This window comes from Faecalicatena fissicatena, from assembly GCF_016900595.1.
Classification (GTDB): domain Bacteria; phylum Bacillota; class Clostridia; order Lachnospirales; family Lachnospiraceae; genus Claveliimonas; species Claveliimonas intestinigallinarum.
On record NZ_JACLYY010000006.1, the window covers coordinates 84,896 to 100,062 of the forward strand.

Annotated in this window: 13 protein-coding genes; 12 read left to right on the plus strand and 1 reads right to left on the minus strand. The window is 45.8% G+C overall.

The genetic code is table 11. From position 1 onward, the window contains the following. Positions 1 to 27: 27 nt before the first annotated feature. The 10 genes from H7U36_RS07700 to rfbC all read left to right on the plus strand — a co-directional run bounded on the left by H7U36_RS07700 (position 28) and on the right by rfbC (position 11,289). Positions 28 to 3,408: a GBS Bsp-like repeat-containing protein gene (locus tag H7U36_RS07700; RefSeq protein WP_205155971.1), complete on the plus strand. Its 3,381-nt coding sequence runs from the start codon at positions 28 to 30 to the stop codon at positions 3,406 to 3,408. Positions 3,409 to 3,582: 174 nt separating this feature from the next. Next, positions 3,583 to 4,950 (plus strand): polysaccharide pyruvyl transferase family protein, encoded by a 1,368-nt coding sequence (locus H7U36_RS07705; RefSeq protein ID WP_205155972.1) that lies wholly within the window; start codon positions 3,583 to 3,585, stop codon positions 4,948 to 4,950. Positions 4,951 to 5,009: 59 nt separating this feature from the next. Beyond that, a complete protein-coding gene (locus H7U36_RS07710; protein WP_205155973.1) occupies positions 5,010 to 5,267 on the plus strand; it encodes a hypothetical protein in 258 nt (85 codons plus the stop codon). Between the two features lie 76 nt (positions 5,268 to 5,343). Beyond that, positions 5,344 to 5,532 (plus strand): hypothetical protein, encoded by a 189-nt coding sequence (locus H7U36_RS07715; RefSeq protein WP_205155974.1) that lies wholly within the window; start codon positions 5,344 to 5,346, stop codon positions 5,530 to 5,532. Positions 5,533 to 5,785: 253 nt separating this feature from the next. Beyond that, positions 5,786 to 6,400, plus strand: coding sequence for a GerMN domain-containing protein (locus H7U36_RS07720; protein WP_205155975.1), 615 nt, complete (start codon positions 5,786 to 5,788; stop codon positions 6,398 to 6,400). A 17-nt stretch (positions 6,401 to 6,417) separates the two neighbouring features. Further along, a complete protein-coding gene (locus H7U36_RS07725) occupies positions 6,418 to 7,599 on the plus strand; it encodes a MerR family transcriptional regulator (RefSeq protein WP_033126475.1) in 1,182 nt (393 codons plus the stop codon). A 141-nt stretch (positions 7,600 to 7,740) separates the two neighbouring features. Continuing rightward, positions 7,741 to 8,637, plus strand: a complete 897-nt coding sequence (gene rfbA, locus H7U36_RS07730) for a glucose-1-phosphate thymidylyltransferase RfbA (protein ID WP_033126476.1) — start codon at positions 7,741 to 7,743, stop codon at positions 8,635 to 8,637. Positions 8,638 to 8,693: 56 nt separating this feature from the next. Next, positions 8,694 to 9,725, plus strand: a complete 1,032-nt coding sequence (gene rfbB / locus H7U36_RS07735; RefSeq protein ID WP_033126477.1) for a dTDP-glucose 4,6-dehydratase — start codon at positions 8,694 to 8,696, stop codon at positions 9,723 to 9,725. Beyond that, on the plus strand, positions 9,725 to 10,666 hold the full coding sequence (gene rfbD, locus H7U36_RS07740; protein ID WP_191429075.1) for a dTDP-4-dehydrorhamnose reductase: 942 nt from the start codon (positions 9,725 to 9,727) through the stop codon (positions 10,664 to 10,666). Before rfbB ends, rfbD begins: the two co-directional genes overlap by 1 nt. Positions 10,667 to 10,680: 14 nt before the next feature. Continuing rightward, complete coding sequence (rfbC, locus tag H7U36_RS07745) at positions 10,681 to 11,289, plus strand: dTDP-4-dehydrorhamnose 3,5-epimerase (RefSeq protein ID WP_033126479.1); 609 nt, start codon at positions 10,681 to 10,683, stop codon at positions 11,287 to 11,289. Between the two features lie 98 nt (positions 11,290 to 11,387). On the opposite strand, the gene H7U36_RS07750 is transcribed toward rfbC, so the two are convergent. Then, entirely contained in the window at positions 11,388 to 12,368 is a 981-nt protein-coding gene (locus H7U36_RS07750; RefSeq protein WP_205155976.1) for a glycosyltransferase family 2 protein, read from the minus strand. Between the two features lie 240 nt (positions 12,369 to 12,608). Between H7U36_RS07750 and H7U36_RS07755 the strand changes: the two genes are divergently transcribed. Further along, on the plus strand, positions 12,609 to 14,012 hold the full coding sequence (locus H7U36_RS07755; RefSeq protein WP_033126481.1) for an undecaprenyl-phosphate glucose phosphotransferase: 1,404 nt from the start codon (positions 12,609 to 12,611) through the stop codon (positions 14,010 to 14,012). Between the two features lie 24 nt (positions 14,013 to 14,036). Further along, positions 14,037 to 15,164, plus strand: coding sequence for an LCP family protein (locus H7U36_RS07760; protein ID WP_205155977.1), 1,128 nt, complete (start codon positions 14,037 to 14,039; stop codon positions 15,162 to 15,164). Positions 15,165 to 15,167 lie beyond the last annotated feature (3 nt).

A 15,167-nucleotide genomic window follows, 5' to 3' on the forward strand; every position in this document is an offset into this window, starting at 1 on the left:
TTATACTAAATGAGGAGGGATGCGGGAATGAAAAAAGTTACTTTGTTGTTATTAATTGCGGTGATGGCAAGTTTTTTATTTGCAAATAACACCAGAGCATCAGAGGCGGAGCAACAAATCGAAACCATTAAGGATAGCAATTTGGCGACTGAAGAGATAAACGCTATAGAACAGCCGGGGAATCAAGAGGAAGAAGAATCAGATGAAACGGAACCAGAAGATACGGCAGAAGATTTTTCATTATCAGCAGATTCGAGTGCATCTGACGGAAATCAAAGAAATATGATGCAATATTCGACAGAGAATATTCAGATAAATGTTGAGTCACGGGATTCTGTTGGAGAATATCAGATTTCTTGTTCGGGCGTTGATATTCCCTCCTTAAAAGTGATACAGTTTGCTGTATGGAGTGATCAACAAGGTCAGGACGATCTTGTGTGGTATGACGGATATAAAATGGATAAGAACAGCTATGGATGTTCCGTTGATATCCGTAATCATAGTGGACTCGGAAAGTATAATGTACATGTGTATGCGTTGTTGACCGATGGGGTACAGCTGCCGCTTGGGCAAACAGCTTTTGATATTTCATTACCAACAGCAGGACAGATTTATACAGATGAAGTAGATATTGAGAATGGTAAATTTAATATCAATGTGCAGGATATAACAAATAGCCAGTATATTAAAAAGATGGAATTTGCTGTTTGGTCTGAAGATGGTGGACAGGATGATATCCGGTGGTACGATGTAAAAGAACAGAACGGTAAGTACGTTCAGACAGTTAATATTGCGTCACATAATTATTCTGTTGGTGAGTATATAATACACATTTATATAACGGACATTACAAACCAAAAGCAATTATTAGGAACGACTAGTCAGAATTTAGCTGTTGAAGCAGGAAATTTAGAAATAATAGAAGATAAGGAGGCTTTGTCATATACTGTTAAGCTTCAAAATTTAACCGTGCCAGGAGGAGCATTAAAAGTACAGTTTCCTGTATGGAGTGCGATAGATGGTCAGGATGATATATGCTGGTACGATGCCAAAAAAAATGCGGATGGAGAATATATCCTTCAACTAAATTTGAAGAATCATAAAGGGCTTGGGAAATATAATGTTCATGCATATATTACCACGAAAAGCGGTAAACTAATATTTCTTTCGGCGACTGATTTTGAGACAGATAGCCCGCAGATAGGGGAGATTCAGGTAAATAATAATCAAGAAGATGGAACTTTTCAAATTAAGGTTTCCGCTTTGGCTAACGGAGAATTGATCGAAAAGCTTCGGATTCCTGTCTGGAGTGAAGAGGGCGGACAGGATGATATCATATGGTATGAAGCCAGGAGAAATGGAGATGAGTTTAGCGCTGGCATAAATATTAAAAATCACAAATATACGATGGGAAGATATATCGCCCATATTTATGTTACAGATATAACTGGATACGAATATTATGTTGGCAATACTGAAAATTCTGTGTCTATTGAAATTGGGGATATGAAGGTTTCGCAAAAAGGAAATGAAGAAGACGAGTTTGAAGTACGGCTTACAGACGTGGTTGTGCCTGGAGGGGATTTCAGTATTGTATTACCAACTTGGAGTAAAGTGAATGGACAGGATGATATAAGATGGTATACAGCTAAAAAAGAGGAGGTTAATACATATACGTATACTCTTTCAGTTAAAAATCACAAAGGTCTGGGCGAATATTATGTCCATGCTTATGCTAAAATGCCTGATGGAACCTTGATATGGCTGGCAGGGGGAGATTTTGAAACCTTGAAGCCATCAGTGGGTGAAGTACAGGTAAATAATGAAGAAAAAGTAGCAGGTAAATTCCAGGTTAAAGTTACAGGAGTACAGAACAGTAACCTTATTGAAAAAATTCAAATTCCAATCTGGGCAAGTTCAGATCAGAATGATATTGTTTGGTATACAGCATATAAAGATGATGAGGATAATTATATTGTTGACGCTAATATAGGATATCATAAATATAATATCGGGACATATAAGATTCATGTCTATATGACTGATATTACTGGTGTAATGCAGCTTGTTGGTAATAGCAGCTGTAATATGAATGCCGAATATAGTTCTTTTACAGCGTCTGATGAGGATGGGAAAGAAAAGACATATGACATCCAGATTTCAGGACTAAAGATTCCTGCAGGTGAAGAAAAACTTTCATTTGCAATATGGGGGGCAGAAGGTGGACAAAATGATATTATTTGGTATACTGCCAATAGAGTTGATAATGGGAAATATAATTTAAAAGTCGATATAAGAGATCATAAAGAGCTAGGGCAGTATAATGTTCATGCGTATTGTACAACAAAGGGGGGAGCACAGTCCTGGGTTGGGGTAACTTCCTTCGAGGTGAAAGAAGTTCCTAGGCTGGCATCTGTTCAAGTATCCAATGTGGATGGGACCAAGGGAAGATTTACAGTTACTATCACAGGTTTATATGCGCTTTCTGGTATAGAACGTGTACAGGTTCCTGTCTGGTGCGAGGCTGATCAGAATGATATTGTCTGGTATGATGCTATGAAATTGACAGAAGGAACCTATACAGTTAATGTCGAGGTCGCAAACCATAAACACCATTTTGGTAATTATACAATACATATTTATCCGACGATGGGAAACGGAATAAGAGTGAAGAGCGGGGCGGGAAATGCTGAAATATATGCCCAAAATTATGTATATCACATGCAAATAAGCTCCACGCAGATGGAAGTCGGAATTATGGGAGCAACAGCAAATCGTGTACAATTTCCTACATGGAGTACTGCAAATGGCCAAGATGATATTATCTGGTATGAAGGAAATAACTGTGGTGGTGGAAAATGGAATGTTGCTGTTGACAGTGCTAATCATGTGAGCGGCGGGGAATATATGACGCATGTTTATGTTACGTCAGGAGGCGTTACAAATCTTGTGGGGACAACTAGCTATTCTTTGACTAAAATTCCCACTGCGCTTAGCCAGATGCAGGCACGGGCAAATTTATACAGCAGCTCCACTCCGTTTTTGATATTAGTAAATCGAAGTAACCATAAAGTGGGAATTTTCCAGGGGTGGCAGGGTAACTGGAATTGTATTCAGTTTTGGGATTGCTCTGATGGAAAAACAAGTACTCCTACTGTAGAAGGTGTGTTTCGTGTAGGGAGTAAAGGTCACCACTTTTTTTCAGGGGATGCAATATGTTACTGGTGGACACAGTTTTATGGAGATTATTTATTCCATTCAGTTCTGTATAACAGATATAATGGTTCTTTGATGGATGGTAGACTGGGAATGGGGCTTTCGCATGGATGCGTGAGGCTCGACATTAATAATGCCAAATGGATTTATGATACAATTCCGTCCGGGACAACAGTGGTAGTTTATCATTAAATTGTCGGAGAGTGTATAGTGCCTCGTGAATAATACACGAGGCACTATGTGTATAGCGTTGTAGTATGGAAAAATAATTATGCAGTATAGTGTGGGTTATGCATACTTTTTTATCAAAAAAAGTTTGAGTTTAGGGTTAATATACATTTTAATTAAAATGGAGGGCAGATTATTATGAAGTATAGGATTGCTCATATTGGTTCTTTTGATGTCGAGAATTACGGTGATCTTCTGTTTTCGGATGTCTTAAAAGCTCAATTAGAAAAAAGGATAGAAATAGAAGAAATCATTTATTTTGCACCAAAACATTGTGTAATGCCTAATCGGGATATTACAGTGTATTCAGTAACCGAACTCGAAGAAATGGCAGAGAAAACGCGGATAGACGCTATTATAGTTGGGGGCGGAGATTTTATTTATATGGACATGATAAGAACGTATATGCCTCATGTTTCTAAAGATTGGATGGTTTATGAAATGCCGTATATGTGGATGATTCCTTCTTTAGTGGCGTATCGATATAGTATCCCTTTGTTTTGGAATGCAGTCGGTGTGCCAAAAGAATTTACTGATGAACAGAAAGGAATAGTGGCGTATTTATGTGAGGCGATAGATTATATTACTGTTCGTGATGAAGAAGCTTATAGAACACTTGCCGAAGCTCTTCGGCACAAAGAGATTTCGGTTGTTCCGGATACGGTTTTAAGTATTAGAAATATTGTCTCTAAACAAGAATTAGGAGAACAATTTGAAGAGTTAGGACTGAATTTTGAAAAAAATAGATACATCTTTTTTCAATGTAATTTGTCTAATTACGAAATGTATTGTCAAGAGTATGTCAATGCTTTAAAAACAATAGCAACAGAAAAGGGATGGAAAGTTCTACTGCAACCTATAGGTTATGCTTTGGGGGATGAAGGGGTTTTGGAAGATTTGGCAAAGTGTTGTCCGGATGAATTTATTTATTCACCAAGGCATTTTACACAATATGAAATTCTTGCATTAATAGCAAATGCAGGAATGTATATAGGAACAAGTTTACATGGAGGAATAACGGCAAATTCTTATGGTGTAAAGAATATTATTCTTAATACAAACCATTACAACAAAATATATGGATTTGCTGATATCGTGGGAATAAGGGATACAGTTATTGATAATCCGGCTCAGATATTAAGTGTATACTATAAATTAACAGAACCTCAGGAAGAAAGAATAGCAGAAGCTATTAAGAAAATTGATTGTCATTTTGATATAATAGCATCTTTGGTTAGAACACAAAAGAAACTTAGCGTATACGCATCTAAAAAATTGGTGGATTATATTTATCAAAACACTCATATGATTGAAACACTCAAATTGGAAAAAGAAGCTGTTGAATCCAAAGCAGAACGGAGTGAAAGAGAACTGCTTAAGGTAGAGAAAACAATGGAGTTGTATAAAAAAGAATATGAAGCGATATTAAATTCTAAGGCGTGGAAAATTACGAAACCGATGCGGAAAGCTTTGGATAGGATTAAAAAGAAAAATCATAAGTTGTAATTCAGAATCACCCGTAATACTCACTCATGGTTTACTGTATACGTTTATAAAGAAAGACCATGGACAATATAGAGTATAACATGCAATGTTTTGAAAAACAGAGAGATAAGTACAAAAATGAATATGAAAGATACTTTGAAGCATGTTTGAAAGAAAAACAAAAAAACAGTGCAACTACAGTGATATTGACTACAGAAGAATTCGACATGGTTGATGCTCTGAGGCAGGCGATTCAAGCGGCCGTCGTACTGTTGGATAATGCTAAAATCGGGGATGATAAAGAAATAAAGTTTTTTGTCAGGTATCCGGTATATTAATAATGCTTTTAAACATTCCAAAAAAGTTTTTGAGGTTTCCCATATTTCACAGGCGGGTTTTCATCTGCAATGTAAGGTGGGTGATGAGAACGGGATTAATATTACTGATGTAAAATCGGAGCCTATGTTGCTTTTTGGAGACATAGATCAGGTCCCGATGAATTATAATATTAGTACAAAAGAAAGGAACATGATCTTAAGACAAAAGGCTAATTACATATCCCAGATTAAAGAGAAAAATCCTTTATTAGTTCTTGATACATAGGAAATATTGCTTCAAAAATATGGTGTTTAATAGCTAGGAAAGGGTAAAAATGTTTTTCTGTAAAGAAGAGAAAAGGTAGGTTCTGCGAGAAATATAAATGTGTTAAAAAGGCTGTCTGATTTGAGAAATATTGAAGTATTCCAGCATTTGTGATTGTTATACTACGAAAATTCACACTAACTACACTGGACATAACTTCCAAATCTGCTTATAATCTAATCAGAACACTCTTTACAAACGGAGGACAAGCATCATGAAATCCAAACTGATAACAGCAATTTTACTTTTAACCCTTGTCTTTTCTCTGGCCGCCTGCGGCAGGAATTCCGGAGACAGTCAGGAGCCTTCCGACAGTTCGGATACCCAGACAGAGGAGCAGAAGGAAGAGGAACCGGAGGAGACGGAAGAGCCGAAGGCGGAAGAGGAGCAGCCTTCTCAGGATACAACGAATACAGATACGCAGACTCCTGCCCAGGAGCCGGTGGCTGAGACTGCGACGATTACTGTCTTCTACAGCAATGCGGACTCCACGGCTTTTGAGTCTTCAGAAGTGCAGATAGCTTCCCTCTCTCCCGAGGCTGTTCTTGAGGCTTTGGTTTCGCAGGGGGCGCTGACAGCCGACGTGGCGGAAAATTCCTTTACTATGAACACAGTGGATGGGAAGGAGAGCATAGAGCTGGATCTGAATGGCGCCTTTGCTACATATGTATCTAACATGGGGACGACAGGCGAGTACTATACAGTGGGTGCCCTTGTCAATACATTCCTGGATGCCTACGAGTGTGAGCAGATTCGTATCACGGTAGATGGGGATACGCTGTCCACAGGACATGCCGAGTATCCGGGCTATCTGTCCAGATTTGAATAAGATTTGCGGAGCGGGACATGAAGAAACCAGGCTACTATTCATCCGGCGAGTTTGCCCGCATGGCTCAGGTGACCCTGCGGACGATCCGCTACTATGACAAACAGAACATTTTAAAGCCCTCGTATGTGACTGATGCGGGGGCACGTTTTTATACAGACGAGGATTTTGCCAGACTGCAGCAGATCCTCCTTTTGAAGTATCTGGGGTTTTCTCTGGACGATATCCGTGAGATGACCATTGCGGATACGGATTACCACTTTATGCTCAATTCCTTGGACATTCAGAAGAAGCTGGTGCAGGACCGGATCGAGCAGATGCAGCTTGTGGAGCAGGCCATCGAGGACACGACAGCTGCCATCCGGGAGGAGCATGTGGTGGACTGGAGCCGGATGCTGGGGCTGATCCATCTGACGGGCATGGAAAAGAGCTTTAAGAACCAGTATAAGAGCGCCACCAATATCTCAGCCAGGATCAATCTGCACAGCCTTTATTCTCAGAACAGGCAGGGGTGGTTTCCCTGGATCTATGAGAAGCTGCGTGTTGAGAGCGGGATGAAGATACTGGAGCTGGGATGTGGGGACGGTACCCTCTGGACGGAGAACAAGGAGAAACTTCCGGCTGATGTGGCAGTCACGCTCTCTGATGTCTCGGAGGGCATGCTCCGGGATGCCAGGCGCGCTATAGGGACGGAGGATACGAGGTTTGCTTTCAACAGCTTTGACTGTCATCATATTCCCTATGACAATGAGACCTTTGACCTGGTGATCGCGAACCATGTGCTTTTCTACTGCCAGGATATCCCGGCTGTCTGCCGGGAGGTGAAAAGAGTGCTAAGGCCTGGCGGCAGATTCATCTGCAGCACCTACGGGCGGGAGCATATGAAGGAGGTCGGTCAGCTTGTCCAGGAGTTTGACGAAAGGATTGCCCTGTCTGCGGATAAGCTGTATGAGAAGTTTGGCAAGGAGAACGGCAAAGAGCTTCTCGGGGAGAGCTTCGCTGAAGTGGTGTGGCAGCAGTACGGGGACGCCCTTGTGGTCACGGAGCCGGAGCCCCTCATTTCTTATGTGCTCTCCTGCCATGGGAACCAGGGGCAGTACATCGGGGAAAAATACAATGACTTCCGGGCGTTTGTGAAGAAGAAAACCGCCGGGGGATTCAGGATCACAAAGGATGCCGGGATATTTATTTGTGCAAAATAACCAAATTATTACAAAATGTTAAAAAACACTTGAAGGTGACCTAAGGTCACCTTTTATAATGCAATTAAACTAATAAGATACGGCTTATCAGAAATACTATTTACCAGGAATACCAGATGAAGGTACCAAGGAGGTTTTACAATGAAGGGTATTATTTTAGCGGGAGGATCCGGCACAAGGCTCTATCCTCTGACAATGGTCACATCCAAACAGCTTCTGCCGATCTACGACAAGCCGATGATCTACTATCCCATGTCGGTTCTTATGAACGCGGGCATCCGGGACATTCTGATCATCTCCACACCGCAGGATACGCCAAGGTTTAAAGAGCTGTTGGGAGATGGACATCAGTTTGGCGTGCAGCTTTCTTACGAAGTGCAGCCAAGCCCGGACGGACTGGCACAGGCGTTTATCATTGGTGAGAAATTTATTGGCGATGATTGCGTGGCTATGGTGCTGGGGGATAACATTTTTGCGGGCCACGGCCTTAAGAAAAGATTAAAGGCAGCTGTGGAAAATGCGGAGTCCGGCAAGGGCGCCACAGTGTTCGGCTACTATGTGGATGACCCGGAGCGGTTTGGCATTGTGGAGTTCAACCAGGAGGGTAAGGCTGTCTCCATAGAGGAGAAGCCGGAGCATCCCAAGAGCAACTACTGCGTGACCGGCCTTTATTTCTATGACAACAAAGTGGTGGATTACGCGAAAAACCTGAAGCCAAGCGCCAGAGGAGAGCTGGAGATCACAGACCTGAACCGCATTTACCTGGAGGCGGGACAGCTCAATGTGGAGCTTCTTGGACAGGGCTTCACCTGGCTGGACACGGGAACTCATGAGAGCCTGGTGGACGCCACCAATTTTGTCAAGACTATGGAGACTCACCAGCACAGGAAGATTGCCTGCCTGGAGGAGATCGCCTACTTAAACGGATGGATTTCCAAAGAGGACGTGATGGAAGTGTACGAGGTTCTGAAAAAGAACCAGTACGGTCAGTATCTGAAGGACGTGCTGGACGGGAAATACCAGGAAAATCTTTATTAATAAAGAGATATAAGAAAATCATCTAACTATTGCCAAGAAAAAGGAGAAGAAACACTATGAATATTATTGTAACTGGCGGAGCTGGATTTATCGGAAGCAACTTTGTATTTCACATGCTGGACAAGTACCCGGACTATCGCATCATCTGTCTGGACTGTCTGACATATGCGGGAAACCTGTCCACTCTGGCGCCTGTCATGGACAATCCCAACTTCCGCTTTGTGAAGGCCAGCATCACGGACCGTGAGGCTGTGTACAAACTGTTTGAGGAGGAGCATCCGGACATGGTAGTCAACTTCGCGGCTGAGAGCCACGTGGACCGCTCTATCGAGAACCCGGAGGTCTTCCTTGACACCAATATTAAGGGAACAGCTGTGCTCATGGATGCCTGCCGCAAGTACGGCATCAAGAGATACCATCAGGTATCCACAGACGAGGTGTACGGCGACCTGCCTCTGGACAGGCCGGATCTGTTCTTCACAGAGGAGACTCCCATCCACACAAGTAGCCCCTACAGCGCCTCCAAGGCTTCCGCGGACCTGCTCGTGCTGGCTTACCACAGGACATACGGCCTGCCGGTGACCATCAGCCGCTGCTCCAACAACTATGGCCCCTACCATTTCCCGGAGAAGCTGATCCCGCTGATGATCGCCAACGCGCTCAATGACAAGCCGCTGCCGGTATACGGGGCAGGGGAGAATGTCAGGGACTGGCTCTACGTGGAGGACCACTGCAAGGCCATCGACCTGATCATCCACAAGGGCCGCGTGGGCGAGGTGTACAACATCGGCGGCCACAATGAGATGAAGAACATTGACATTGTAAAGCTGATCTGCAAGGAGCTGGGCAAGCCGGAGAGCCTCATCGTTCACGTGGAGGACAGAAAGGGCCACGATATGCGCTACGCCATCGACCCCACAAAGATCCACAACGAGCTGGGCTGGCTGCCGGAGACAAAGTTCGCAGACGGCATCAAGAAGACCATCCAGTGGTACCTGGACAACAAGGAGTGGTGGGAGACCATCATTTCCGGAGAGTATCAGAACTATTATGAGAAGATGTATGGAAACAGGGAGGAGATCAAATAATGAAGGTATTTGTGACCGGTGTTGCAGGACAGCTTGGACATGATGTGATGAATGAACTGGCAGGACGGGGATACGAAGGCGTGGGCTCTGACCTGAAGGAGGAGTACAGCGGCATTAAGGACGGCACTCCGGTGGAGACCATGCCCTATGTGCCCATGGATATCACGGATCAGGCCTCTGTGGAGAAGGTGCTCTCCGAGGTGCGGCCGGACGTGGTGGTGCACTGCGCCGCGTGGACGGCAGTAGACCTGGCAGAGGATGAGGATAAAAAAGAGAAGGTCCGCGCCATCAATGTGGACGGCACAAAATATATTGCCCAGATGTGCAAAAAGCTGGACTGCAAGATGATCTATCTGAGCACGGACTACGTCTTTGACGGACAGGGGGAGACGCCCTGGGAGCCGGACTGCAAGGATTACAAGCCCTTGAATGTATATGGGGAGACAAAGCTGGCAGGAGAGCTGGCTGTGTCTGAGACGCTGGAGAAATATTTCATCGTCCGCATCGCCTGGGTGTTCGGAAAGAACGGAAAGAACTTTATCAAGACCATGCTGAATGTGGGCAAGACTCACGACACGCTGACGGTAGTGAACGATCAGATCGGGACTCCGACCTACACCTTTGACCTGGCAAGGCTCCTGGTGGATATGCTGGAGACAGAGAAGTACGGCTACTATCACGCCACAAATGAGGGCGGCTACATTAGCTGGTATGATTTCACAAAGGAGATCTTCCGCCAGGCAGTGGAACTGGGACACACAGAGTACAGCGAGGACCGTCTCACGGTGAAGCCGGTGACCACGGCGGAGTACGGCGTGTCCAAGGCGGCCCGTCCCTTCAACAGCAGGCTGGACAAGAGCAAGCTTGTGGAGAACGGATTTACTCCTCTCCCCACATGGCAGGACGCTCTTAATAGATATCTGAGAGAGATCGAGTTTTAAGGAGGCTTACAGCAATGGGACAGATCAAAGTTGAGAAAAATGCAGGCGGCATCCAGGGACTCTGCGTCATCGAGCCGGCAGTGCACGGGGACGCCAGAGGGTATTTCATGGAGACATACAACCAGAGAGACATGGAGGAGAACGGCCTTGACATGGTCTTTGTGCAGGACAACCAGTCCTGCTCCACAAAGGGTGTCCTGCGGGGACTTCACTTCCAGAAGGAATTCCCTCAGGGCAAGCTGGTCAGGGTCATCAAGGGCTCTGTCTTCGATGTGGCGGTGGATCTTAGGAGTGGCAGCGAGACATACGGCAAGTGGTTCGGCATTGAGCTGACAGAGGAGAATAAGAAGCAGTTCTACATTCCCGAGGGCTTTGCCCACGGCTTCCTGGTTCTCAGCGATGTGGCTGAGTTCTGCTACAAGTGCACGGACTTCTATCATCCGGGAGATGAGGGCGGACTGGCCTGGAACGACCCGGAGATCGGCATTACATGGCCCCAGCTGGAGGGCGAGTACCAGGGAAGCGCTTCCGCGGAGGGGTACCATCTGGCGGACGGCACGGCTCTGAACTTAAGCGACAAGGATCAGAAGTGGGCCGGGCTGAAGGATACGTTCCACTTTTAAAGCCTTTTGTTCGTAAAATATACACAATAGTACACCGGTAAATTGAAAGTGAGACGTAATACTTTTTAAAAGTGTTACGTCTCATTTTAATAATTGTTCTAATTGTGTCCCAGCTTTCTGCTGAACCAGTCCTTTGCGTAGGCGAAGGTATGTGCGATCAGCTCCAGCTCGATGGCCACGTAGTTTCCAAGGTGGCGGAGCCGGAAGGGGACTTTTTTCTGCTCTGAGAGAGTCTGGAACCCTTCCTTCAGGCCCTCTCGGTAGTCTCTGCCAAAGCCGATCTTCGCGAAGAAGAGAGATTTGATGAGCCATCCAAGAGCCAGGGGCACAAAGTTGAGGATCAGCTGTGCCAGAGGCATGTTCTTGTAGTTGAGGTACACGCTGTTTCTGGCGGACAGCTTTACCTTGAAGGAGTTGTACTTGGATCCGCTTGTGCCGCTGCCCACATGGTAGACGAGGGCAGTGGGACAGTACATGTTCTTATAGCCGTAAATCTTTGCCCGGTAGCCCACATCAATGTCCTCCAGGTAGGCGAAGTGGGATTCATCAAAGTATCCGATCTTCTCAAAGGCGGAGCGGCGGTAGATGGCGGCTCCGGCACAGGCTGTGAAGATCTCGTCTGCTTCTGTGTAGTTGGACACAGGTCTTCCGGTACCCCGGCAGACACCCCAGCCCATGAGGGTGTAGAGATCTCCGGCGCTGTCAATGAGCTCCGGGTGGTACATCTGGATCATCTTGCTGCTGACAGAGAAGATCCGTTTGGACTTCCGGATCGCCTGAACCATCTCCTCTACATAGCGGGGATCCACAGTGGTGTCGTTGTTCAGGAGAATGACATAGGGAGTGCGGGAGGCACGTATCCCTTCATTCACCGCCCGGCTGAATCCATAGTTTTTGTCTAGGGCAATACAGCGGATCTCCGGGTAAGTCTCCTTCATATATTCCATGCTCCCGTCGGAGGAAGCGTTGTCTACCACGATGATCTCAAACCCCTTGTATGTCTGCTTGTCCAGTGACTCCAGACAGGGCTTCATGAAATGCTTTCCATTGTAATTTGGAATGACGATCGTAACCTGCATAGTCTATTTCCCCTGCTTCTGATTTTCGAATTATTCATGTTAAATACTTATTGATTATACCAGAGACGGGCGTGAATTGCCAGATGAACTTCATGAATATTTCAAAAGTGTTAAATAAATGTTAAGAAAAAATGTGGAGGGAAGGCTTGTTCAATCACTATATTTAGTGTATGATAAAACAGGATTTGATATCGGTATGTCAAATAATGATAGGTTTTATATAAAATAGAGGAAATGATCATGATAAAAGATAATCAACGGTTCTGGAACGGACTTCACGTGGTGCTGGACGCCTGTGTCATAGGGCTGTCCTATGTGCTTGCCTGGTATATCCGGTTTAAATTTGGTGTATTTTCACCTTCGCCCTGGTACCTGTCACTGCAGGAGTACTGCCGGGTACTGCTCTTTGTGATCCCGGGCTACCTGATCCTGTACTACATTTTTCAGCTCTATACGCCAAAGAGAGTTCAGGGGCGGCGGCTGGAGATCTGGCATATCACTCAGGCCAACGTGATCGGCCTGATGGGACTGATCCTGATCCTTTATCTTGTGAAGGAGCAGAACTTCTCCCGAAGCATGCTCTTTGTGTTCTTCTGTGTAAATGTGTTTGCGGAGGCGCTGATGCGCAACCTGATCCGGATTCTGCTGCGCAGCATCCGGAAAAAGGGATTGAATCAGAAGCAGATCCTTCTGATCGGGTACAGCCGGGCTGCGGAGGAGTACATTGACAGGGTAGTGGCCAACCCATCCTGGGGCTACACTGTCCGCGGGATCCTGGCGGACAATGTGCCGAGGGGAACCGAGTACAAGGGAATCAGGGTGCTGGGCCGGATCGACAACCTGTCTATTATTCTGCCGGAAAACCGGCTGGACGAGATTGCCATTACCCTTGGCCTGGCGGAGTATCACAAGCTGGCAAAGATTGTAAGCATGTGTGAAAAGTCCGGCGTCCACACGAAGTTTATCCCGGATTACAACAATATTATCCCCACAAAGCCCTACACGGAGGACCTTCTCGGCCTTCCGGTCATTAATATACGTCACGTGCCTCTGAACAACCGGCTCAACGCCTTTATGAAGCGGTGCGTGGATCTTTTCGGAGCCGTGGTGGCGCTGATCCTGTTTTCCCCTGTCATGGCAGTGGTGGCGGTGATCATCAAGGCCACGTCACCGGGACCGCTGATCTTTAAGCAGGAGAGGATTGGCATGAGGAATAAGCCTTTTTATATGTACAAATTCCGCTCCATGGTGGTGCAGGACGCTTCCTCTGAGAAGAAGGCCTGGACAACCCAGAACGATCCTAGGGTGACTCCTATCGGCCGCTTTATCCGGAAGACCAGCATTGACGAGCTGCCCCAGCTTATTAACGTGCTGAAAGGGGATATGAGCCTGGTGGGCCCCCGTCCCGAACGGCCCCAGTTTGTGGAACAGTTTAAGGAGGAAATCCCCAGATACATGGTAAAGCATCAGGTACGCCCGGGCCTGACCGGATGGGCCCAGGTCAACGGCTACAGGGGAGATACATCTATTCGGAAGCGGATCGAGCACGATCTCTACTATATTGAGAACTGGACCCTTGGGTTTGATTTCAAGATTATCATCATGACCTTCTTTAAGGGGTTTGTGAACAAGAACGCCTACTAGACAATGGAAGATACAGGAGATAGAATGAGCAGAAAAAAGAGATTACAGAAGAAGATGACCCGCGAGGAGAGGCGGCAGCTTCGAAGGAAAAAGAGAAGAAAACGGATCATTGTTCTGATCCTTGAGCTGATCATCCTGGCTGTGCTGGGCGTAGTGGCCTATGGAATGTTCAAGCTGGACAAGCTGGACTTTAATATCCTGGACAAGAGCAGGTTGGATGTATATAAGGACACCGGACCTTACACTAATATTGCCCTGTTCGGGCTTGACTCCAGAAACGGAGAGCTGGAGGGAGGCGTCCAGAGTGACACCATCATGATCGCCAGCATCAACAATGAGACCAGCGATGTGAAGCTTGTATCTGTCTACAGAGATACTCTTCTCCAGCAGGCGGACGGTACATATGAGAAAGCCAATTCAGCCTATAACACCGGGGGTGTGGAGGATGCTATCAGCCTTCTGAACCGGAATTTTGACCTGGACATCCAGAATTATGTGAGTGTGAATTTCAATGCCCTTGTGGATGTGATTGATCTTTTAGGAGGACTTGAGATCGATATGACAGCTGAGGAGGCGTTCTGGTGCAATGGCTACGCCTTTGAGACGGCCCAGGTGACCGGGAAAGAGATGACGCAGATCAAAGAGGAGGCCGGGACCCAGCTTTTGGATGGGGTCCATGCGGTGGGCTATGCCCGGATCCGATATACAGACGGAAACGATTTCAAGAGGACAGAGAGACAGCGTATTGTCCTTGAAAAGGTCATGGAGAAGGCGAAGAAAGCCAGCTTTTCTACGTTGAACAAGATTGTAGATGAAGTTTTCCCGCAGATATCGACCAGCTTTTCGTCCGCGGATTTACTTGGCTTTGCAGCCAATGCGCTGAATTACAATATCGTAGATACGTCAGGCTTCCCGTTCGATGTGACAACATCGGAAAATGTGCGGAACCACAGCGGCTCCTATGTTGTGCCTATCGATTTCTCATCCAATGTCAGCCGCCTGCATGAATTTCTCTTTGGGGAGGAAGACTATACGCCATCAGAGACTGTACAGCAGATTAACAATGATATTATATACCTCACAGGAGTAGATGAGAGCACGACCGCAATGCAGTCAGACTTTACGGAGTCAGAAGATACAGGAGACGAGTAGGAA

Coding starts and splice junctions, on each gene's coding strand:
- H7U36_RS07710 (WP_205155973.1), top strand. CDS start 5,010: ATGGACAATATAGAGTATAACATGCAATGTTTTGAAAAACAGAGAGAT.
- H7U36_RS07720 (WP_205155975.1), top strand. CDS start 5,786: ATGAAATCCAAACTGATAACAGCAATTTTACTTTTAACCCTTGTCTTT.
- H7U36_RS07750 (WP_205155976.1), bottom strand. CDS start 12,368: ATGCAGGTTACGATCGTCATTCCAAATTACAATGGAAAGCATTTCATG.
- H7U36_RS07725 (WP_033126475.1), top strand. CDS start 6,418: ATGAAGAAACCAGGCTACTATTCATCCGGCGAGTTTGCCCGCATGGCT.
- rfbD (WP_191429075.1), top strand. CDS start 9,725: ATGAAGGTATTTGTGACCGGTGTTGCAGGACAGCTTGGACATGATGTG.
- H7U36_RS07755 (WP_033126481.1), top strand. CDS start 12,609: ATGATAAAAGATAATCAACGGTTCTGGAACGGACTTCACGTGGTGCTG.
- rfbC (WP_033126479.1), top strand. CDS start 10,681: ATGGGACAGATCAAAGTTGAGAAAAATGCAGGCGGCATCCAGGGACTC.
- rfbA (WP_033126476.1), top strand. CDS start 7,741: ATGAAGGGTATTATTTTAGCGGGAGGATCCGGCACAAGGCTCTATCCT.
- H7U36_RS07700 (WP_205155971.1), top strand. CDS start 28: ATGAAAAAAGTTACTTTGTTGTTATTAATTGCGGTGATGGCAAGTTTT.
- H7U36_RS07760 (WP_205155977.1), top strand. CDS start 14,037: ATGAGCAGAAAAAAGAGATTACAGAAGAAGATGACCCGCGAGGAGAGG.
- rfbB (WP_033126477.1), top strand. CDS start 8,694: ATGAATATTATTGTAACTGGCGGAGCTGGATTTATCGGAAGCAACTTT.
- H7U36_RS07705 (WP_205155972.1), top strand. CDS start 3,583: ATGAAGTATAGGATTGCTCATATTGGTTCTTTTGATGTCGAGAATTAC.